A 17,944-nucleotide genomic window follows, 5' to 3' on the forward strand; every position below is an offset into this window, starting at 1 on the left:
TACGTGCTGCGCCTGCTCCCGCGGCGCAGGGTGACGACCGTCAAGGAGGGGGACCGCGTCATCGTGCAGCTCTCCGGGGAGATCGCGGCGAAGAACGCCGGGCGCATCGGCGACGTGCTGCGCAGCGCGCTGGGTTCCCGTCCACGGGTTCTGGAGATCGATCTGCGTCGGGTCACCCACCTGGGCAGCGGCGCAGCCAGTGCTGCTGGCCCGCGCAGGGTGCCTAAGGCCCCCTGCGCGGGCAAAGTACTGCCATCCCGGTGTAGGAGTATCGGCAGACAGGTCGGGCCTGGTACGGGTGGGCCGCTACCGGCGAGTCAGGCCAGGCCGAACCAGCCCAGGACCGTCTGGACGAGCAGGATGGTGGACATCCCGGCGACGCCGACGACGACGATGGTGGCGGCGATCCGGTAGCGGGGGCCGTTGGCCGCCGCACCGAGCAGCGAGCGTCGGTTGGTGAGCACCAGCAGGTAGACGAGCACGATGGGGCTGATCAGGCCCTGCAGTACCTGGGTGCCGATCAGCAGCTGGATGACGTTCACCGGGGTCATCGCCACTGAGGCGCCGAGTACGATCTGGGCGGTGAACAGGCCTAGGAAGAGCGGGGCGTCGCGGAAGCTGCGGGAGACGGAGCGTTCCACGCCGGCGGCCTCGCCGACGGCGTAGCTGGCCGATAGCGGTACTACGGCGCCGGCCAGGGCGGAGGCGCCGATCAGGCCCACCGCGAAGAGGAGTTCGGCGTTCTGCCCGGCGACCGGTTTGAGTGCCTCGGCGGCCTGGGCGGCGGAGTCCAGCGGGCCGGTGCCGCCGATCGCCGCGGCGGTGGCGATGATGATCGTCAGGCTGATGATGCAGGCGAACACCGCACCGAGCACGGCGTCCAACTTGATGAGCCGGTAGTCCTCGGGCTTGGCGCCCCGGTCCACGACACCCGCCGCGGCGTAGAACTGCATGTACGGGCTGACGGTCGTGCCGATCAGGGCGACGGCGAGCAAGATGAAGTCCTTGCCCGGCTCCATGTGCGGAATCAGCAGGTGCTTACCGACCTCGCCCCAGTGCGGGTGGCCCAGGATCATTGCTATGGGGTAGGCGAAGAACGCCAGCGACATGATCAGGAAGATGCGTTCGGCCCACCTGTAGGAGCCGAACAGCACCAGCGACCACAGCAGGATCGCGGCCGGCGGGATGACCGCCCACTTGGGCACGCCGAGGAGTTGGAAGGCGGCGCCGATGCCGGCGAACTCGCTGACGACGAGGCCGGTGTTGGCCAGCAGCAGGCAGAACACCGCCAGTCCGGTCAGGCGCAGGCTGAACTGCTCGCGGATCAGGGCGCCGAGGCCCTTGCCGGTGTGCGCACCGAGCCGCACAGCCATTTCCTGGACCATGACCAGGGCGATGGTGACCAGCACCATGAAGAACAGGGTGCCGTAGGTGAACTGGGAACCGGCCGAGGCATACGTGGCGATGCCGGCGGCGTCGTTGCCGGCATTCGCGGCGACCAGGCCCGGCCCGGCGATCGCAGCGACCATGGCGAGACGGCCCAGGCCCCGCCGCCGCCTCGCGGGAGCGGCGGGGGGCGCGGCCGTTGTGGTGTCCAGGTCGCGGGTCACCGCAGGAACCTCCGGAAGTGCAGGCGCCCGCGCTCGGGCAGCAGGTAGTCGAGCAGGTCGTCGGCCAGGATTCGGCCGAGGGGCCGGTCGGTGTCGTCGACCACCAGAAGTGAGGAGGCACGGGAGGCGACCAGCTGGTCGGCGGCCTCAGTCAGCGGCGTGTCGGGGCGTACGGTGACCGGAGGGCCGAACTGGGACCGCCAGGTCACGAGGTCGGCCATCGGGCTGGTGTCTTCGGCGACGGCCAGGTCGAACAGTGCGACGTCGCACAGCAGCCGACCGCTGTCGTCCACCACGGCGATGGCATCGATCTCGGTGCGGTGCTCGGCCTGTTCGGCCAACTGCGCCCGCGCCTTGGCGACGGTCTCGTTCGGGCGGGAGATGATCAGCAGGGTGGTCATGGCGCCGCCCGCGGTGTCCTCGCGGTGGGTCAGCAGCCGCCGCAGCTCTGCGGCCTCGCCGGCCGGCATGCGGGACAGCAGGGCCTCGCGTTCCTCGCGGGTGAGGTCGCGCAGGGCGTCGGTGGCCTCGTCCGGTTCCATCTCGTCCACCAATTGGGCGGCGTGTTCCGGTTTGGCCTCGCGCAGCAGGTTTTCCAGCTCGCCCGGTTCCATCTCCTCCAGCGCGTCGGCGGCCTGCTCTGTCTCCAGCCAGCCCAGCAGCTGCTGTCGTTCCTCGCGGCCGAGGTCTTCGAGGATGTCCGCGAGATCGGCCGGGCGCAGCCGCTGCAGCGCGGCTCGGGAGGCGCGCAGCCGCACCTCCGGCGGGCCCTCGGTGGCCTGCTCGGCGAACGGGGCCACGGCCTGCCAGTCCAGCACCCGCTCCGGGGTGGGCCGGGCCTGCCAGCGGCGCGGGCCGAGTCGGCGCAGCAGCGTGGGCAGCGAGACGTCCACCCCGACCAGCACGATCTGGTCGACCCTCGGCGTCAGGTACAGGTCGGCAGCCCGGGTGACCTGGATGCCGTCGACGTCGACGAGCTGGTGGTCGAGGATGTCCTTGGCCAGCAGCACCTCGCCGGGGCGGCGGGAGAAGTCACGCAGGTCCACGCGGGCGGTGCGCAGCCGTACGTGCCCAGCATCCACGTTGCCGATGGCGTCCGCGGCCAGGAAAGTCTGCCGGCGTCCGATGCGCAGGATCAGCCCGGTGACCGGCGGATACGGCTCCGCGCCGTACAGGCGGGCGACCACGTCGACGACGCGGCCGACCTCCTCACCCGCCTGGTTGGTCACCGGGGCGCCGATCAGCCCGGCCAGCGAGACGAGGGAGGTGCGCACGGCCTTGGAGGCGGTGGCCCGGCGTTCGAGGTGGACCCGGCGGTCGCGGAACCGGGCCTTGGTGGACATGAGTAGAGTGTGGGCAGCCAAGGTGAACACCCCCTTGCCCCGCCATGACGGGGCGGCGGGCGGCCGTAGGCAGTGCTCTTCCTCCCCGTCCGGCCGGCGGCAGGCACGCCGGGGCATACGCCGACACGCGGCCTGCCAAGCCGGTGAGCAGGGCGGATTACCGGCTGCGGGCCGGATGGATCAGGGAAGAACGAGCTGCCGCGGGCCGCGGAAGGACGGCGCGGACAACACGAAGAGGGGCCGACTATGGCCCGGACTACTGTCCATGTCGCCTCCTCCCGGTCACGGCCGCGCACGAGTGTCGCGGTCTTGCGGCAAGGGGCAGCCGGGCACGTTCGGGCCCGACACACCCCAACTCGTCAGAGCTTTAGCACTCCACGGCGTGATCCCCTGCGAGGGGAAGCCACTTGGGGTCACCCCTTGTGCCGGGGAGACCTGTCCTGATCCGGAGCGTCTCTCGACGGGTGGGATCAGTGGCCTGTGTCCGTGAAGACGCCTCACCGAACGAGGTGTCTGTTTTAAACCACACAAAGACTACGCCCGCATCCACTCGCCTCCCTAATCCATGACCTGCCGGAGGGCAACCGGACCGTGTCGAGCGTCTTGGACTCTTCCGATACCGAAGGCAGGACCGTCACCGGCGTTGCCCACCCTGGTCACCCGCCGCCTGGGCCTTCTGGTGAAAACCTCGCCGCCACCCACCCCTGTACGACGGCCACGGGCAGGCGCCCGTCCGCGGCGACAACGTCCGCGGGTATGCCGGTGACCCAGGCGGCAAGCACAGCTCTGCGCAGGTCGGCGGCGCGGACGGCGACCCCGGCACGAAAGGCACCCGCGGAGCCCGCTCTCAGTTTCGGAGCGTCTTCGGCCAGCTGCCGGGCGGCACGGCGGACAGCGCGGCGGGCGTACCGGATGTCGAGGTCACTCATGCCGCTGCACGCTTCCTTTCCGCGTTGAAGGACGTGTCGTCCAGGTGCCAGTGCAGGTCGCGCACGCCGGGTCCCAGTGAAGAGCCGGGCGGCCCGCTGTTCCAGTCTGCGGCCAGATCTCCGCTGATCAAGACCGGGGCCTCATCGGTTGCCGGCAGACAACGAAAGGACGCATTCGAAGAACCCGCTGCCGTATCGGCGCTTCGTGAGAATGGGGTCAGCGGGGCGTCAAGGATGGGTCAATCGGGCGAGCGGCACCCCCGGTGCGAGCGTACGCTGGTCGAGGTTTGAAGAGGCACCTCGTTCGGTGAGGCGTCTTCACGGACACAGGCCACTGACCCCACGACGTCGAGAGACGCCCAGGTTCAGGACACCTCTCCCCGGCCTAAGGGGTGAGGCCAAGTGGCTTCCCAGTCAATGGGATTACGCCGTGGAGTGCCAAAGCTCTGACGAGTTGGGGTGAGCCGCCCGTCAGGGGCTGGCCGCTCCTTGCCGAGTCGATGAGGACGCCATTGATGGGCGTCTCCGGCCGGAAGGAGGCGAGAGACATGGAATGCAGTAGTCCGGGCCGAAGTAGGCCCCGCACCCGCTTGTCCTCGCATTCTTCCGGCACGCGGTAACCACCTCCCCTGCGCGGCACCCCGGCCGCGCCATGTCCACGGGCACGTCTGTGCCCGCTGGTGATGTTGTCCTGCGCGCATTCGGCGCGCAGGGGTGATGGCTGCTGCGTGCCCCCGACCTCCCCCGTACCGGGGGGCTAGGGAGGCACCACCATGAACGAGACCACCCTGACCACGGTCGCCGCGCCCCGCGCGGCTGTACTCGACGACGCGCACCTCGGCGACATCCACGGCGCGCTGGGCACCATCCGCCTGGATGACCACGGTGAGCGCCGCGGTCTGTCGGCGAAGCTGAAGACGCTGCTGGCGATCGTCGGCCCGGGCCTGATCGTGATGGTCGGCGACAACGACGCCGGCGCGTTCGCCACCTACGGCCAGGCCGGCCAGAACTACGGCACCCACCTGCTGTGGACGCTGCTCCTGCTGGTGCCCGTGCTGTACGTCAACCAGGAGATGGTGCTGCGCCTCGGCGCGGTCACCGGTGTCGGCCACGCCCGCCTGATCCTGGAGCGGTTCGGCAAGTTCTGGGGCGCGTTCAGCGTCATCGACCTGTTCCTGCTGAACGCGCTGACCCTGGTGACGGAGTTCATCGGGATCACGCTGTCCGCCGGTTACCTGGGGCTGCCGAAGGCGGCGGCGGTGGTTCTGGCGGCCGTGATCATCGTGGCGTCGGCGTTCACCGGTTCCTTCCGCCGTTTCGAGCGGGTGGCGATGACGCTGTGCGCGGCCTCGCTGCTGCTGGTGCCGATCTACTTCATGGTCCACCCGCACACCTCGCAGATGGCCGCCGCCTTCGTCACCCCGAACCTGCCCGGCGGCTCCGGGCAGCTGTCCACGGTGATGCTGCTGATCATCGGCATCGTCGGCACGACGGTGGCGCCCTGGCAGCTGTTCTTCCAGCAGTCGTACGTGATCGACAAGCGGATCACGCCGCGGTTCATGCGCTACGAGAAGGTCGACCTGTGGATCGGCATCGTCATCGTGGTGATCGGGGCGGCGGCGATGATGGGCTTCACCGCCGCCGCGTTCGCCGGCACGCACGGCTTCGGCCAGTTCACCGACACCGCCGGAATCGCGCACGGGCTGGAGGCCAAGGCCGGGAAGCTGGCCGGGGTGCTGTTCGCGATTGCGCTGCTGGACGCCTCGATCATCGGCGCGTTCGCGGTGTCGCTGTCCACCGCGTACGCGATCGGTGACGTGCTGGGCATGAAGCACTCCCTGCACCGTGGGATCGGCGGCGCGAAGGGCTTCTACGCCGTCTACGCCGGACTCGTCGGCGCCGCGGCCACGATCGTGCTGATCCCGGGCTCGCCGCTGGGCCTGCTGACCGAGGGCGTGCAGACCCTCGCCGGGGTCCTGCTGCCCTCCGCGAGCGTGTTCCTCCTGCTGCTGTGCAACGACAAGCAGGTGCTCGGACCGTGGGTGAACGGGCCGAAGACCAACGCCTTCACCGCCGCCGTGGTCGGCGTGCTGGTCACGCTGTCGGTGATCCTGACCGCCTCGGTCCTGTTCCCGAACATCAGCGCGAACGCGATCATCGACATCATGGCCGCCTGCGCCGTCGCCGGGGTGCTCGCCGCCGGGTACGCCTTCACCCGTCGCCGTACGGCCACCAAGGAGGACCCGATCGACCGCACCGGCCGGGACACCTGGCGCATGCCCCCGCTGGCAACCCTCGCCCCGGCCGTGATGTCCAGCGGCAAGAAGATCGGCATGGGCGCGCTGCGCACCTACCTGCTGGTCTCGATGATCCTCGCGGTCATCAAGATCATTAAGGTCGCGGTCAGCCAGTAAATCACTCCACCGCCTCACTCTGAAGGAGGCCGGGCCATGCACGCCCTGACCACGATGGACTTCCTGATCCGGCTCGCCACCGGCGCGGCCTGCGGCGCGCTGATCGGCGTAGAGCGGCAGTGGCGGGCGCGGATGGCGGGCCTGCGCACCAACGCGCTCGTCGCCACCGGAGCCACACTGTTCGTGCTCTACAGCGTGGCCGTGGGCGACGCGGGCAGCCCGACCAGGGTGGCCTCCTACGTCGTGTCCGGGATCGGGTTCCTGGGCGGCGGGGTGATCCTGCGCGACGGCGCCGGTGTACGCGGACTGAACACCGCCGCCACCCTGTGGTGCTCGGCAGCGGTCGGCGTGCTGGCCGCCTCCGGACGACTCGCCCTGGCCACGCTCGGCACGCTGACGGTACTCGGCATCCACCTGCTGCTGCGCCCGGCCGGACGCCTGCTGGACCGGGCACCGGCCGCCGGCAGCGACCCCGACGCCCAGGTACGGGCCAGCGTGCACCTGCGCTGCGAGCGGCCGTCCGAGACCCACATCCGGGCGCTGCTCGCCCAAGCCCTGACCACCTCCGGCCTGACCGCGACCGGGCTGCGGGCCCGCCGCGAGGGCGAGGACACCACCAGCGTGCGGGCCAGCGTCACGGTCAGCGGCGACGTCGCCGCCGCGCTGGAGCAGGTCATCTCCCGTCTCTCACTGGAGCCCGGGGTGCACGACCTGCACTGGCACGTGAACGACGAGGACGACGACGAACGGACACCCCGGGAAGGGCGGCGGGCGCTGGCCTGACCCCCGCGGAAAGAGCCTGACGGCCCCAGGACAGCAGTCCACTCGACAAGACACGATGAAGAGGAAAACAGGGAGGTGCGGCATGCGGACGGTACCCCACCCCCGCACCGGGGAGGGCGCGGCGATCCTCGGCGTGCTCACGCTCGTCGTACTGGAGACCGTCGCGGTCAACACCGCCCCCACCCGCGACAAGCCGATGGTCGGCGGCGCGCTGATGGGTGCCGCGACTGCGGCGTTCATCCTGATCGCGGCCCTGTGGCACCACCACCGGCAGGCCGAGCAACGCACCCGCAAAATCGTGCCGGAGGACCTGGGGGAGGAGTGGTTCACTGCCAAGTCCCTGGAGGGCTTTCCGATGGAGGCCGTCCGACCGTTCCTGCTCGGGCCGAACGCCCCGAGCCTGAACAGGCTGTACACGGCGTGGCTCCTCGCCACCCACGGCCATGATCCGGCCTGGATCGCACACCACATCGACCTGCCCCCCGACGTGGTGCATCTGCTGGCTGACGCAGCCCGCCAACGGAACTGACCACAGGCGCCACGCAAGGCCGGGGCTGCCAACCGGTGAGTCTGCAGGCATGCGGCCAGGGCGAGCCCCGCGGCACAGGAGGCGGCGGGCTTATCGGCGGCCAGCTCGACGGAGTGGGCTTGCGGGCCGGGCGCGGCTTCGGCTTGGCGTCGGCGGCCGGTGTGCCGGGCTTGGTGTGGCGGGGCCGCGGCGGGGTGGCCTTGGGCTCGGCCGAGGCCTGCGGTTCCGGTGTGGGCTTGGGCGCGGATCCGGGCTGGTTGGCCTCGGCCTGGGCGGTCGCCTCGGCTTCGGGCCCGCGTCCCAGGGGCGGTGGCCGACGTAAAGGGGCTTGGTGTCGAAGACGGGCAGCAGGCGGTCGGTGACGACGCCGGGGTGCTTGTCTGCTGGGATCAGCTGGCACGGCGGTGATGGACTGGGCTGTCGATGACGCCCAGATGTTCAAGAAGTAGCCCCTCCCGGGTGGACCAGGGGCAGATCTCAACTCTCTCCACACCTGACGCTTCCATGAGGCTCTCGGCGACCAGTGCTCCCGCCAGGGACTGCTCGGCGCGGTGCCGTGAGATGCCCGCCAGGGCGGCACGGCACTCCGGGCCGACGCCGGCCAGCAAAGGAATCACCGCGCGTAGCTCAGGCAACGTCAGCCGTCGGGGCCTTCGCCGTGGCTTGTCCCGCTGGGCGTTGGTGAGCCGGGCAAGCTGCTGGAAAGTCTTGGAGCAGCCGAGAACACGTTCACCCCGCTCGGCCTGCGGTACGTCGGGCACCTGGCTCAGGGAGCGGCGCAGATGCTGCCGGACCTCTGCCAGGCTCCGCGTGGACGTGACCGTGCCGCCGGGGAGCCAATTGCGCGTGATCGTTCGTGCGCCCAGCGGCAGTGAACGCACCACGCGGGGCTGATCGCCCGTCCCCGCGGCGATCTCGACGGTGCCACCGCCGATGTCCAACATCAACAGGGGTCCTCCCGCGCACCCCGCCCACCGGCGTGCGGCCACATAGGCCAGTCGCGCTTCCTCCTCGCCGGGCAGCACCCGCAGCCAGGTACCGGTCGAGAGGGCCACCCGCGCGATGACATCATCGCGATTGGGGGCATCCCGGATCACGGACGTGGCGAATGCGAAGACCTCTCGCGGACGCAGGCGCGGGTCCGCACCGATCGCTTCGGCCACCGCCCGCTGCACACTCTTAACCCCGGCCCTGCCCAGGCGCCCTTGCCAGTCGAGCGCTTCGTGCAGTCTCAGTCGCACCTTGTGCGAGAAGACGGGCTCCAGTTCCGCACCCGGTCGCCACCGCACCACAGTGAGGAAAGCGCTGTGGCACCCGACATCGAGCACACTCGCCTGCCGCATCCAGCCGCCCTTCCCCGACACCGCACCATCCCGCACCCGACAGGGCAGACCGAATCCCCAAGACCCCTCGTTGCCGACGAGAGGCGGCAGACACCACACCGCATCCACCCTGTCACCATTGTGTCACTGTTCGTACCCGCCGGGTCGGCAAGCTCCGCTTGCCGCGAGGAGCGGCCAAGGTCCGGCGTCCCCCGCAGCAGTCCCAGGGCGTCGATCGCGGGCCCCCACGGCACGGCCCGGCTGCGCCCGCCCGACACCTCGAAGCAGAGCGCCAGCCGCCGCGGTGCCCCGGGATCGGCGGCACCCGCACTGCACGGCAGGCCCGTTGGGCGTTCGATCGGGCCGGGGACGGCCGCAGCGGGGCGAGCAGCGTCTCTGGTCCGAAAATGAAGCATGAGCCAAGGTCGCCGGGGTGACGGTGGTGGTTACGCGGCTTCGATGGGGTCGAAGCGGACGGTGAAGCCGAGGGCGTTGGCCTGCCGGGTGATGCGTCGCATGACGCGTTCGGGGTCGTGCCTGGCGTAGTAGTCGCCGCCGAGGTCGTGGAAGGCGATGTTGTTGGTAAGCATGTGTCAGACGGCGGTCAGTAGGGTGTGCTCGAGGGCGACGAGGGCTTTCTTCTTGCCGAGGCGGGGCACGAGACGGTGGTAGCGGGCGCCAGGGTAGGTGGTCTCCCGGGTGCGGGAGGCGGCCATCGCGGCGGTGCCGAGCGCGGCGCTCAGCCAGCGGTTTCCGTGGCGCCGGCGTCCGGATTTGTGTTTCCCGGCGGACTCATGGTGGCCGGGACAGACCCCGGCCCACGAGGCCAGATGGCCCGCGGTACGGAAGCGGGCCATGTTCCCGCCGGTCTCGGCGACGATGACCTCGGCGACGGCCCGGCCGACACCGGGAATGGTCTGCAGCAGCTCAATCTGCTGGGAGAAAGGGAGCATCTCGGCCTCGATCCGCGCGGACAACTCCCCGATCGCCTCGGAGAGATGGTCGATCCGCTCCAGATGCAGCCGGCACAGGAAGGCGTGATGCTCACCGAAGTTCCCGGTCAGCGCCTCCACCAGCGCGGGGATCTTCGGCCGCATCCGGGCTTTGGGACCTTCTCGGCGACCAGCCAGTCCCGAAGCTCGAGCAGCGCATTGGTCATGGTGGCGAACGTACGGATCTCCTGTCGGCGCGAGCGCCTGCCAGAAGGATTCGGGGTGCGCACACACGCTTTGAGGTCCTTCTTGCCGATATCCAGCGCGGCACACCGCTCATGCAGTACGTCCATGAACCCCTCCCGGGTAACGACGTGGCAGGCCGACGGTGCGCCGTCCGGAGGAACCACAGGGCTGAAGAGTCTGGTCCGCTTGCTGCCGCAACAATTGACGGTCCCTGTCAGCGGTTCCCGTAGCCATCCTGACGCGCGAGCTCACAAGGCATCACAGTGAAACCGGCGTTCCGGACGGAGCAGACCATTTTCCCGCTGACGCGCAAATAGATCGGTTCCAAGGTCGCCAAGGCCCTGGCGCCTTCGATTTGCCCGTCCCACGGCGGGCGGCGAAGCCGCCCTGGGTCGCTGATTGGGTTAGCGAGCCTGAGCGTTGCTCAGCCTTGGGAGCCAATCGCCTTCGTGCCCTGGTACTGAACGACAGGAGCCGCCAGCCCGCGTGGCACGTCCCTGCGGACGCTGCTCGACCGGGCCGCAAGACCCGACCGAGGAGGGTGCCCGACGTCGCCTGGGCGCCGGGCGTGCACGTAGCACTCTGCCACAGGTTCACTACGCTTCGCTAATCCAACTGGTGAGCCTGCTGAGCGGTAAGCGCGAGCCTGCTCACGATTTGCCGCGAATGTCCTCCCACAGCGGCGTCAGCCGCATGAGTTGCTCGTCTCGCCAGCGAACCCGCTCTTCCCATCGGTCGAGCGGCAGGAGAGTGCGGCGCTGGTGTACCGCGGTCGCCACCAGGTCCGGCGTCCATGGATCGTTCTGACCGCGCTCGGCGCCCATTCGCGCATACGCGGATCCCATCTTGTCCGCGTGTGATTCAAGACCGCCGCGAGTGTTGAGGTCGACGGTCTCGAACGGGCCGATGAGACTCCACCGGCGCCCGAGACCGCTGCGGACGACTTCGTCGATCTCGTCGACGGTCGCGATCCCATCTCGGAGCAGGCAGTAGGCCTCGCGCAGTACCGCGCCTTGGAGACGATTGAACACGAACCCTTCCGGTTCATGGCAGACCGTGATTGGGCGCAACCCTGCGCCGGTGTAGACGGCATGGGCGCGCTCGACGGCCCACGTGGCAGTGCTGGGTGAGGGGACGAGCTCGATCACTGGGATGAGGTACGGCGGGTTGCCGGGGTGGCCGACCAGGATTCGCTCCCGCAGCCCTTCGGGCAGGTCCGCTGCGATGAGACTGGGGCGTATCGCTGAGCTAGAGCTGGCGAATACCGCTTGATCGGGCGCGCTTTGGGCCGCACGCCGGACCAGGTCTTGCTTGACCTCTACCCGCTCGGGGGCGCATTCCTGCACCAGTGCTACTCCCGCTACCGCCTCCGCCAAGTCATGGGTGAACGTGACCCGTGCACTCACCGTGCTCGGATTCACGGCAAGGCCGTGCGCGGACAACTGCGCGAGGCGATCGGAGAGTTCAGCGCGGGCGCGCTCCAAAGCGGCGGGGAACGGGTCCCACACTCGGACCTCGTGCCCGGCCCTTGCGAAGACGATCGCGAAGGTGACCCCGATGGAGCCGGCGCCGGTGACGGCAATCGGCTCCATCGGGCGACTTGTCGGTGTCGCGGCTGTGGCCGTCACGCCGACCACCAGGTGCGGTCGTTGTCGTAGCCACGCTGGAGGATCTCGACGACGGACTCGTGGGTGAGGTCGCGCGGGTTGTTGGCCGTGAGGCGGGTCGCGAGCATCGCCTGGTCGGCCACGTAGGAGAAGTCCTTCGGGTCTAGGCCGAGCGTCTTCAGGTCGGTCGGGCAGCCGACGGTCTCCAGCAGCGCCTCGATGCGGGAGATGCCGGCCTTCGCTTGGTCCAACGGGGACGACCGGGGGTCGGCGGTACCGAGCAGTGTCCCGATTTCGGCGAATTCCGCGATCCGGGTCGGGAGGTTGAAGCGCATCACGTACGGCAGGAGGGCTCCGACACCGAAGCCGTGCGAGGTGTGGGTCAGCGCTCCGATCGGGGACTGGATCGCGTGCGCGGCGGCGGTGCCGGCGGTGTTGATGGCCATGCCCGCGTTGTACGCGGCCAGCATGGTCGCGGAGCGTGCTTCGATGTCGGACGGGTCGGCGACCACGCTCTCCAGGGACGAGTTGAGCAGAGTCAGGCCGCTGCGGCAGAAGATGTCGGTCAGCGGGTTCTTCCCGATGTAGAGATGGTTGGCCAGGAAGTCCGGCGTCACGTCCTTGACCCGGTCGGTGAACGTCTCGACCAGGTGAGTCAGTGCGTCCGCCGCGGTGGCCGCGGTGAGTGCCGGCGGGCAGGAGAGGGTGAGTTCGGGGTCGATGACGGCGGCGTAGGCCTCCAGGTGTGGGCTGGCCACGCCGATCTTCATGCCTCGGTCCCGGTCGAAGACGACCGAGATGCAGGTGACTTCGGCGCCGGTGCCGGCCGTGGTGGGTACGGTGATGACCGGGAGCCCGGGGCCGGGGACGAGGAATTCGCCGTAGTAGTCGCGGACGTCGCCGCCGTGGGCGAGGACGGCGGCGGACACCTTGGCCAGGTCGAGGCAGGAGCCGCCGCCGACTGCGAGCAGGGTGTCGACGTCGGTGTCGCCGTAGCGGTCGACGACGGTGAGTATGTTCTCGCGGGGCAGGTCCGGCTCGGCCTCGGAGAACACCGAGACCGTGATCCCTTGTCCTTCGATGGCGGTCAGCATGTCCTTGAATTCGGTCACCTGCGCCATACGGGCGTCGGTGACGACGAGGACGTGGTGTCCTATCTCGGCTAGGAGGCGGGGCAGGTGGCGCCGTTCGCCGGGACCGAAGACGACGGTCTTGGGCTGGCGCAGGACGCCGAGGGAGGCGACGCATGCGGTCACAGGCCTGCCTCCGTCTCGTTCACGGTGATGGCGAGGTACTTGGGTTCGAGGAACTCGTAGATCGCCTCGTGTCCGCCTTCTCGGCCCAGGCCGGAGGCCTTGATGCCGCCGAATGCCGCCGCGGGGTCGGCCATGATGCCGCGGTTGATGCCGACCATGCCGAAGTCGAGGCGCTCGCTCACGGCGATGGCGCGGTCCACGTTGCGGGTGAACACGTACGCGGCGAGCCCGTACGTGGTGTCGTTGGCGATCTTGACCGCCTCGGCGGCCGAGTCGACGGTGTAGATCGTCGCGATGGGGGCAAATAGCTCCTGATGGCACAGGTCGTCATCGGGCTCTGTCACTGAGAAGACGGTCGGCTCGAAGAAGAATCCGTCGCCCGGTACTTCCTTGCCGCCGGTCAGCAGGGTCGCGCCGATCTTGGAGAAGCCGTCGACGAGTTCCTTGACGGTGTCGCGCTGTCGGGCCGAGATGATCGGGCCGACCTCCGTGGCCGGGTCGAATCCGTCGCCGACCGTCAGCTTCTCGGTCAAGGCGACGAACTTGGCCGTGAACTCTTCCGCGACGCTGCTGTCGACGATGATCCGGTTGGCTGCCACGCACGCCTGACCGGCGTTGCGGAACTTGCACACGATCGCCTGCTCGGCCGCCAGGTCGAGGTCGGCGTCGTCGAGCACGATGAACGGGCCGTCGCCGCCGAGTTCCATCGAGGCGTTGGTGATGTTCGCGGCGGCCTGGCTCAGCAGGGTGCTTCCCACGCCGGTCGAGCCGGTGAAGCTCACCTTGCGCAGGCGGCTGTCCGCCATGAGCGCCGCTGACACCTTGGACGAGGTCGTCGTGTGGATGAGGTTGACTACGCCCGCCGGGAAACCGGCATCGTGCAGCGCCTGTACGAACAGCGCGCAGGTCAGCGGGGTCTCCTTCGCGGACTTCACCACGACCGTGCATCCGGCAGCGAGCGCCGCGCCGGCCTTGCGGGCGATCATCAGCAGTGGGAAGTTCCACGGAGTGATGAGCAGGCACGGGCCGACCGGCTGGTGGGTGGTGACGACGCGGTAGGCGCCTCGGGAGCCGTGCGCATAGGTGCCGTGAAGGTGGGCGATCTGCTCGGCGTACCAGAGGAAGAAGTCGGCCGAGAGCTGGAACTCGCCCCGGGCCTCGCCCAGCGGCTTTCCGCTCTCCAGCGTCATGGTCTCGACGATGTCGTCGGCACGCTCCAGGAGCAGCCGGTGCGCGCGGTGGAACAGGTCGGCACGCTCGCGGGGGAGCACGTGGCGCCAGGCGTCCTGGGCGGCGACGGCCGCATCGAGCGCGGCGCGTGACTGCTCTACGGTGCCATCGGCGACCTCGGCGATCGTCTGGCCGTTGGCGGGGTTGACGACCGAGAACGTCTCGGTGGCGTGGGTCCACGCACCGTCGATGTACAGATCGACGGGGATCTCCCGTCCGCGGACCTGTGCGGTGACCGGCGCGGTCGGTGTCGTCATGGAAGGGTCCTCCTATTTCGGCGGGAGCGGTGCGGCGGCAGCCAACCGGCTCGGGTGGAGCTGCCGCCGTTACGGCACGACGCGTTCCCGCGCTGTCGTATTACCGTCTTCTGGTATTACGCTACGGGCCAAAATGCTGGATCTGGTCCGGTGCATCGATTTGAGACAGTGCCTCACCAGCCCCAAGAGCCGCTGAGTCTGGCAAGCAACAGTTGGAGGTTGAGGGACCCGTCATGAGCACTTCGAGACTGACTCGACATGCGGCACCGCTGCGGCAGCAGATCACACGTCTGCTTCGTGAAGACATCCTGAGCGGGACCTTCCAGCCCGGCGACGCCCTGCGCGAGAGCGCCCTGTGCGAGGCCTACGAAGTCTCACGCACCGTGGTCAGAGAAGCGCTGCGTCAACTGGAGGCGGAGCGGCTGGTGACGGTGGTCGCCCACCACGGACCGATCGTGACCGTGTTGACGCCGCGGGAGATCGAGCAGATCTACGAGGTGCGGCGCGCGCTCGAAGGCCTGGTGGGCGAACTCTTCGTGGCGCGCGCGTCGGAGCAGGTGAAGAAGGGGCTGCAAGCGCTCCTGATCGAGATGGAGACGACCTACCTCAGGGGCACCGTCAAGACACGAGAGGAGGCGAATGAGCGGTTCTACGGGCTCCTGCTCGAGGGGGCCGGCAACACGGTCCTCGCCGAGGATGTCGCCCGCGTTCACGCTCGGGTCCAGATCTTTCGTCGCTACGCGTTCATCGACGACCAACGGGCGCGGATCTCGTTCGAGGCGTTCGGCCGCATCATCGAAGCCGCGGCTGTCGCGTGTGATGCCGCCGCGGCGCGAGCCGCGTGCGAGCACCATGTTCATGGCGCGGCAGCGTTGGCTGTCGAGGAGTATCGCCGTCGCCTGGCCTGAGGCCGTCGGCGACTCGCACGATCCGGCATCGACGCTCGTCAACCTTCTTCGTATTACAGGATGATCGCGAAATGGCGCTTTCCCCGCCATGTCGCCTTATGCTCCGGCTCTGCATCAGGGAGGGAAGGGCATGTCGACTGGGCCAGTCAACGCACTCAAAGACGAATGGTTGACAGGTAACACCGACCGCATCGATGTGGCGCCTGCGCTGCTGAGATCCTGGGAGCGTTCGCGGGAGGCGCTCGGTGTACCGACCAACGTCCGCGAGGTGCCGCATGTTGCGGAAGATGAGCTCGATCAGCATCTTCTGGATCTTTTTCAGGCGCCGATGTCACGTTTCTCCGCCGACTTGTCAGGAACGGGCGTCGGCCTTCTGCTCGCGGACGCCCAAGGCCGTATTCTCGGACGCTGGGCCGCGGACCATGACGCATGGCGCCATTTCGAGAGGGTCGGAACCGACCGCGGAGCCGTCCTGGACGAGTCGCTCGTGGGCACCAACGGCGTCGGTACAGCCTTGGCGACCGGGAGTTGCGTCCAGATCACCGGCGCAGAGCACTACGCGGACATGTACAGCGACGCCGTGTGTACCGGAACGCCGATCCGGCATCCGCTGACTCAGAAGATCGTCGCTGTGGTGACGCTGTCCAGTGGGATCATCGAGGGCCGTTCGCTGCTGCGGCCCATGGTCAAAACGGTCGCCGAGCAGTTGCAGCAGCATCTCCTCGATGTGGCCTCCCCTCAGGCCCGCGCGGTCTTCCAGGCATTCGTGGACGCCTCGAAGGCAAAGACCGGCGCGGTGGTCGGCTTCGGTCCGCAGGGACTGATCATGCAGAGCCAGGGCGCCGCCCGCCTATCCAGCGCGGATGTCGCGGTGCTCGGAGAGCTGGTCCAGCGGCAGTCCGGTGGCCGGTTCATCATCGAGCTCTCCGGCGGCCTCACCGAGGTCCGGCTGGCACCGGTCGAGACGGGCGCCGGAGCGATCGTCTCCCTCCAGCGGGGCAGGACCTCGACCACCACCGCGCTGGGGCCTGCCCGCACGCAGCTGATCGGCCGCTCGCCGGACTGGATGGCCGCTCTGCATGCGGTCGCGCGAAGGCGGGAGGCGACGCGGCCGGTGGTGATCGCCGGCGAGGCCGGCGTAGGGAAGACGTCGCTCGCCCTGGGGCTCCCGTTCCGTCCCGGCGATCCCGGACCCGGTGCTCACTTCGTGATCGACACGGTGGAGCGGACCCTGATCGGCGGGAAGCGATGGCTTCGCAGCATCGCCGAGCGGCTGCAAGGCGGAGCACCCGTCATCGTCAAGGGGATCGACGCGCTCGACCCCGCGGCCAGGCTCGCGCTGGCCGGGCTGTTGGAGATGAGCGTTCTGAAGGGCCCTGTGATGCTCACCGCCACGCTTGGCTCGGCCGCGGAGGCCGAGGAGACGGCGGTCGGTCTCGGGGCGTCCCATGTGTGGGTTCCGCCGCTGCGGGAGCGTACCGCCGACGTTCCCGCTCTGTGGCGCTACTTCACGGACCGGGCCATGCCGGGCGTCGGCCTGGAACCCCGTGCGGAGACCCTTGAGCTGCTCACCGGATACCAGTGGCCCCGTAACCTCAAGGAACTCCACAACGTCGTGGAGGGGTTGGCACTGGCCGGCAAACGCGGATACGTCCTCCCCAGTGACCTGCCGGAGCGGATCCAGGGTTCCCGTGCGCTGACCATGATCGAGCGTGCCGAGCTTGAGGCGATCTCCCGGGCGCTGCGGGAAGCGGACGGAAACCGTTCCCGCGCCGCGGAGATACTCGGCCTGTCCCGAGCGACGATCTACCGCAAGATGAAGGCCTACAAGATCACCGACTCGTGACGGACGCCTTCGACACGGCCGCCGCGCAGCCCCCTTGCAGCCGTTGCTGGGAGCCTCAGCGACTCTCAGCATTCCGGGTATTTCGGCCCGGAAGGTCCGTCACATCACCAGAGCGTGAGGGCTTCGGTTTGAGTACGGTCTCTCGTTTCTGTCTGCCGCTGGTGCGGCAGGGTTGTGCCACCTGCCCGCCCCGTCCCCGTCTTGCGGCGGGGGCGGGTGGTGCGGGTCTTGTGGTCGGCTCCACGAGGTTTCGACACCTGCTTGGGGGTGTCCCGGTCTCCGGCCACTGCGGTACCGGTGGTGCAGGCCGCCGCGAGGGCGGCGAGGTTGCGGGCTGCGTTCGCGTCCCGGTCGAGGACGAGGCCGCAGGCCTCGCAGTGGAAGGTCCGGACATGCAGCGCCAGCTTGGCTTTCGCTACGCCGCAGCCGGAACAGGTTTTCGAGGACGGATACCAGCGGTCGGCGACCACGAGGGACGTGGCGTGGCGCTGGCGGGTGCCGGCGCCGTTGAGGTCTTCGACCACGACCGTGCCGTACTGGGCCGCCACGATGGTGGTGAGCTTGTGCAGGGCGTCTTCGCGGAGGTTCGCTGTCCGGTGGTGGATGCGGTTGCGGGCGGTGTTGGCCTTCTCCCACCGCTTCGACGGCTTGTGTCCGGTGCGTCGGTCCGGGCCCTGGCGGCGGGACACGGCGCGGGAGGCGCGGCGCAGCTGCCTGGCCGCGCGGTCGTAG

At 69.1% G+C, this 17,944-nt stretch carries 16 protein-coding genes and 2 riboswitches; of the genes, 5 read left to right on the forward strand and 11 right to left on the reverse strand.

Going from position 1 to position 17,944, the window contains the following annotated elements; genetic code table 11:
- Positions 1-317: 317 nt before the first annotated feature.
- From ACFYX0_RS39320 to ACFYX0_RS39330, 3 genes are all read right to left on the reverse strand, one after another.
- The gene (locus ACFYX0_RS39320; protein ID WP_388978464.1) at positions 318-1,610 is read right to left on the reverse strand and encodes an NRAMP family divalent metal transporter; all 1,293 of its coding nucleotides are present in this window, start codon (positions 1,608-1,610) and stop codon (positions 318-320) included.
- A complete protein-coding gene (locus ACFYX0_RS39325) occupies positions 1,607-2,953 on the reverse strand; it encodes a magnesium transporter MgtE N-terminal domain-containing protein (RefSeq protein ID WP_388978466.1) in 1,347 nt (448 codons plus the stop codon). Before ACFYX0_RS39325 ends, ACFYX0_RS39320 begins: the two co-directional genes overlap by 4 nt.
- Before the next feature lie 343 nt (positions 2,954-3,296).
- A riboswitch (M-box (ykoK) riboswitch) is annotated at positions 3,297-3,469 on the reverse strand.
- Between the two features lie 140 nt (positions 3,470-3,609).
- Positions 3,610-3,882: a hypothetical protein gene (locus ACFYX0_RS39330; protein ID WP_388978469.1), complete on the reverse strand. Its 273-nt coding sequence runs from the start codon at positions 3,880-3,882 to the stop codon at positions 3,610-3,612.
- A gap of 292 nt (positions 3,883-4,174) precedes the next feature.
- Positions 4,175-4,348, forward strand: a riboswitch (M-box (ykoK) riboswitch).
- Between the two features lie 307 nt (positions 4,349-4,655).
- Between ACFYX0_RS39330 and ACFYX0_RS39335 the strand changes: the two genes are divergently transcribed.
- The 3 genes from ACFYX0_RS39335 to ACFYX0_RS39345 all read left to right on the forward strand — a co-directional run bounded on the left by ACFYX0_RS39335 (position 4,656) and on the right by ACFYX0_RS39345 (position 7,608).
- Positions 4,656-6,296, forward strand: a complete 1,641-nt coding sequence (locus tag ACFYX0_RS39335) for an Nramp family divalent metal transporter (RefSeq protein ID WP_388978472.1) — start codon at positions 4,656-4,658, stop codon at positions 6,294-6,296.
- 36 nt (positions 6,297-6,332) lie between these two features.
- Positions 6,333-7,079, forward strand: a complete 747-nt coding sequence (locus ACFYX0_RS39340) for an MgtC/SapB family protein (RefSeq protein ID WP_388978475.1) — start codon at positions 6,333-6,335, stop codon at positions 7,077-7,079.
- 82 nt (positions 7,080-7,161) lie between these two features.
- The gene (locus tag ACFYX0_RS39345; protein ID WP_388978478.1) at positions 7,162-7,608 is read left to right on the forward strand and encodes a hypothetical protein; all 447 of its coding nucleotides are present in this window, start codon (positions 7,162-7,164) and stop codon (positions 7,606-7,608) included.
- Positions 7,609-7,997: 389 nt separating this feature from the next.
- On the opposite strand, the gene ACFYX0_RS39350 is transcribed toward ACFYX0_RS39345, so the two are convergent.
- The 7 genes from ACFYX0_RS39350 to ACFYX0_RS39380 all read right to left on the reverse strand — a co-directional run bounded on the left by ACFYX0_RS39350 (position 7,998) and on the right by ACFYX0_RS39380 (position 14,458).
- A complete protein-coding gene (locus ACFYX0_RS39350) occupies positions 7,998-9,059 on the reverse strand; it encodes a Ppx/GppA phosphatase family protein (protein ID WP_388978481.1) in 1,062 nt (353 codons plus the stop codon).
- Between the two features lie 317 nt (positions 9,060-9,376).
- Positions 9,377-9,520 (reverse strand): hypothetical protein, encoded by a 144-nt coding sequence (locus ACFYX0_RS39355; protein ID WP_388978483.1) that lies wholly within the window; start codon positions 9,518-9,520, stop codon positions 9,377-9,379.
- Positions 9,521-9,523: 3 nt separating this feature from the next.
- Positions 9,524-10,027, reverse strand: a complete 504-nt coding sequence (locus tag ACFYX0_RS39360) for a transposase (RefSeq protein WP_388978486.1) — start codon at positions 10,025-10,027, stop codon at positions 9,524-9,526.
- Positions 9,991-10,215: a hypothetical protein gene (locus ACFYX0_RS39365; protein WP_388978489.1), complete on the reverse strand. Its 225-nt coding sequence runs from the start codon at positions 10,213-10,215 to the stop codon at positions 9,991-9,993. The genes ACFYX0_RS39360 and ACFYX0_RS39365 overlap by 37 nt, the downstream gene beginning before the upstream one ends.
- Before the next feature lie 543 nt (positions 10,216-10,758).
- Entirely contained in the window at positions 10,759-11,700 is a 942-nt protein-coding gene (locus ACFYX0_RS39370; RefSeq protein ID WP_388978492.1) for a 3-hydroxyacyl-CoA dehydrogenase, read from the reverse strand.
- Between the two features lie 32 nt (positions 11,701-11,732).
- Positions 11,733-12,971 (reverse strand): iron-containing alcohol dehydrogenase, encoded by a 1,239-nt coding sequence (locus ACFYX0_RS39375; protein ID WP_388978495.1) that lies wholly within the window; start codon positions 12,969-12,971, stop codon positions 11,733-11,735.
- Positions 12,968-14,458, reverse strand: coding sequence for an NAD-dependent succinate-semialdehyde dehydrogenase (locus ACFYX0_RS39380; RefSeq protein ID WP_388978498.1), 1,491 nt, complete (start codon positions 14,456-14,458; stop codon positions 12,968-12,970). Before ACFYX0_RS39380 ends, ACFYX0_RS39375 begins: the two co-directional genes overlap by 4 nt.
- 233 nt (positions 14,459-14,691) lie before the next feature.
- Between ACFYX0_RS39380 and ACFYX0_RS39385 the strand changes: the two genes are divergently transcribed.
- Positions 14,692-15,366, forward strand: coding sequence for a GntR family transcriptional regulator (locus tag ACFYX0_RS39385; protein ID WP_388978501.1), 675 nt, complete (start codon positions 14,692-14,694; stop codon positions 15,364-15,366).
- A gap of 328 nt (positions 15,367-15,694) precedes the next feature.
- A complete protein-coding gene (locus ACFYX0_RS39390; RefSeq protein ID WP_388978504.1) occupies positions 15,695-17,212 on the forward strand; it encodes a helix-turn-helix domain-containing protein in 1,518 nt (505 codons plus the stop codon).
- Between the two features lie 104 nt (positions 17,213-17,316).
- Here ACFYX0_RS39390 and ACFYX0_RS39395 read toward each other — a convergent pair.
- On the reverse strand, positions 17,317-17,944 hold a 628-nt coding region (locus ACFYX0_RS39395), incomplete at its 5' end, for a zinc ribbon domain-containing protein (RefSeq protein ID WP_388978506.1).

This window comes from Streptomyces sp. NPDC002573, from assembly GCF_042889625.1.
Classification (GTDB): domain Bacteria; phylum Actinomycetota; class Actinomycetes; order Streptomycetales; family Streptomycetaceae; genus Streptomyces; species Streptomyces gibsoniae.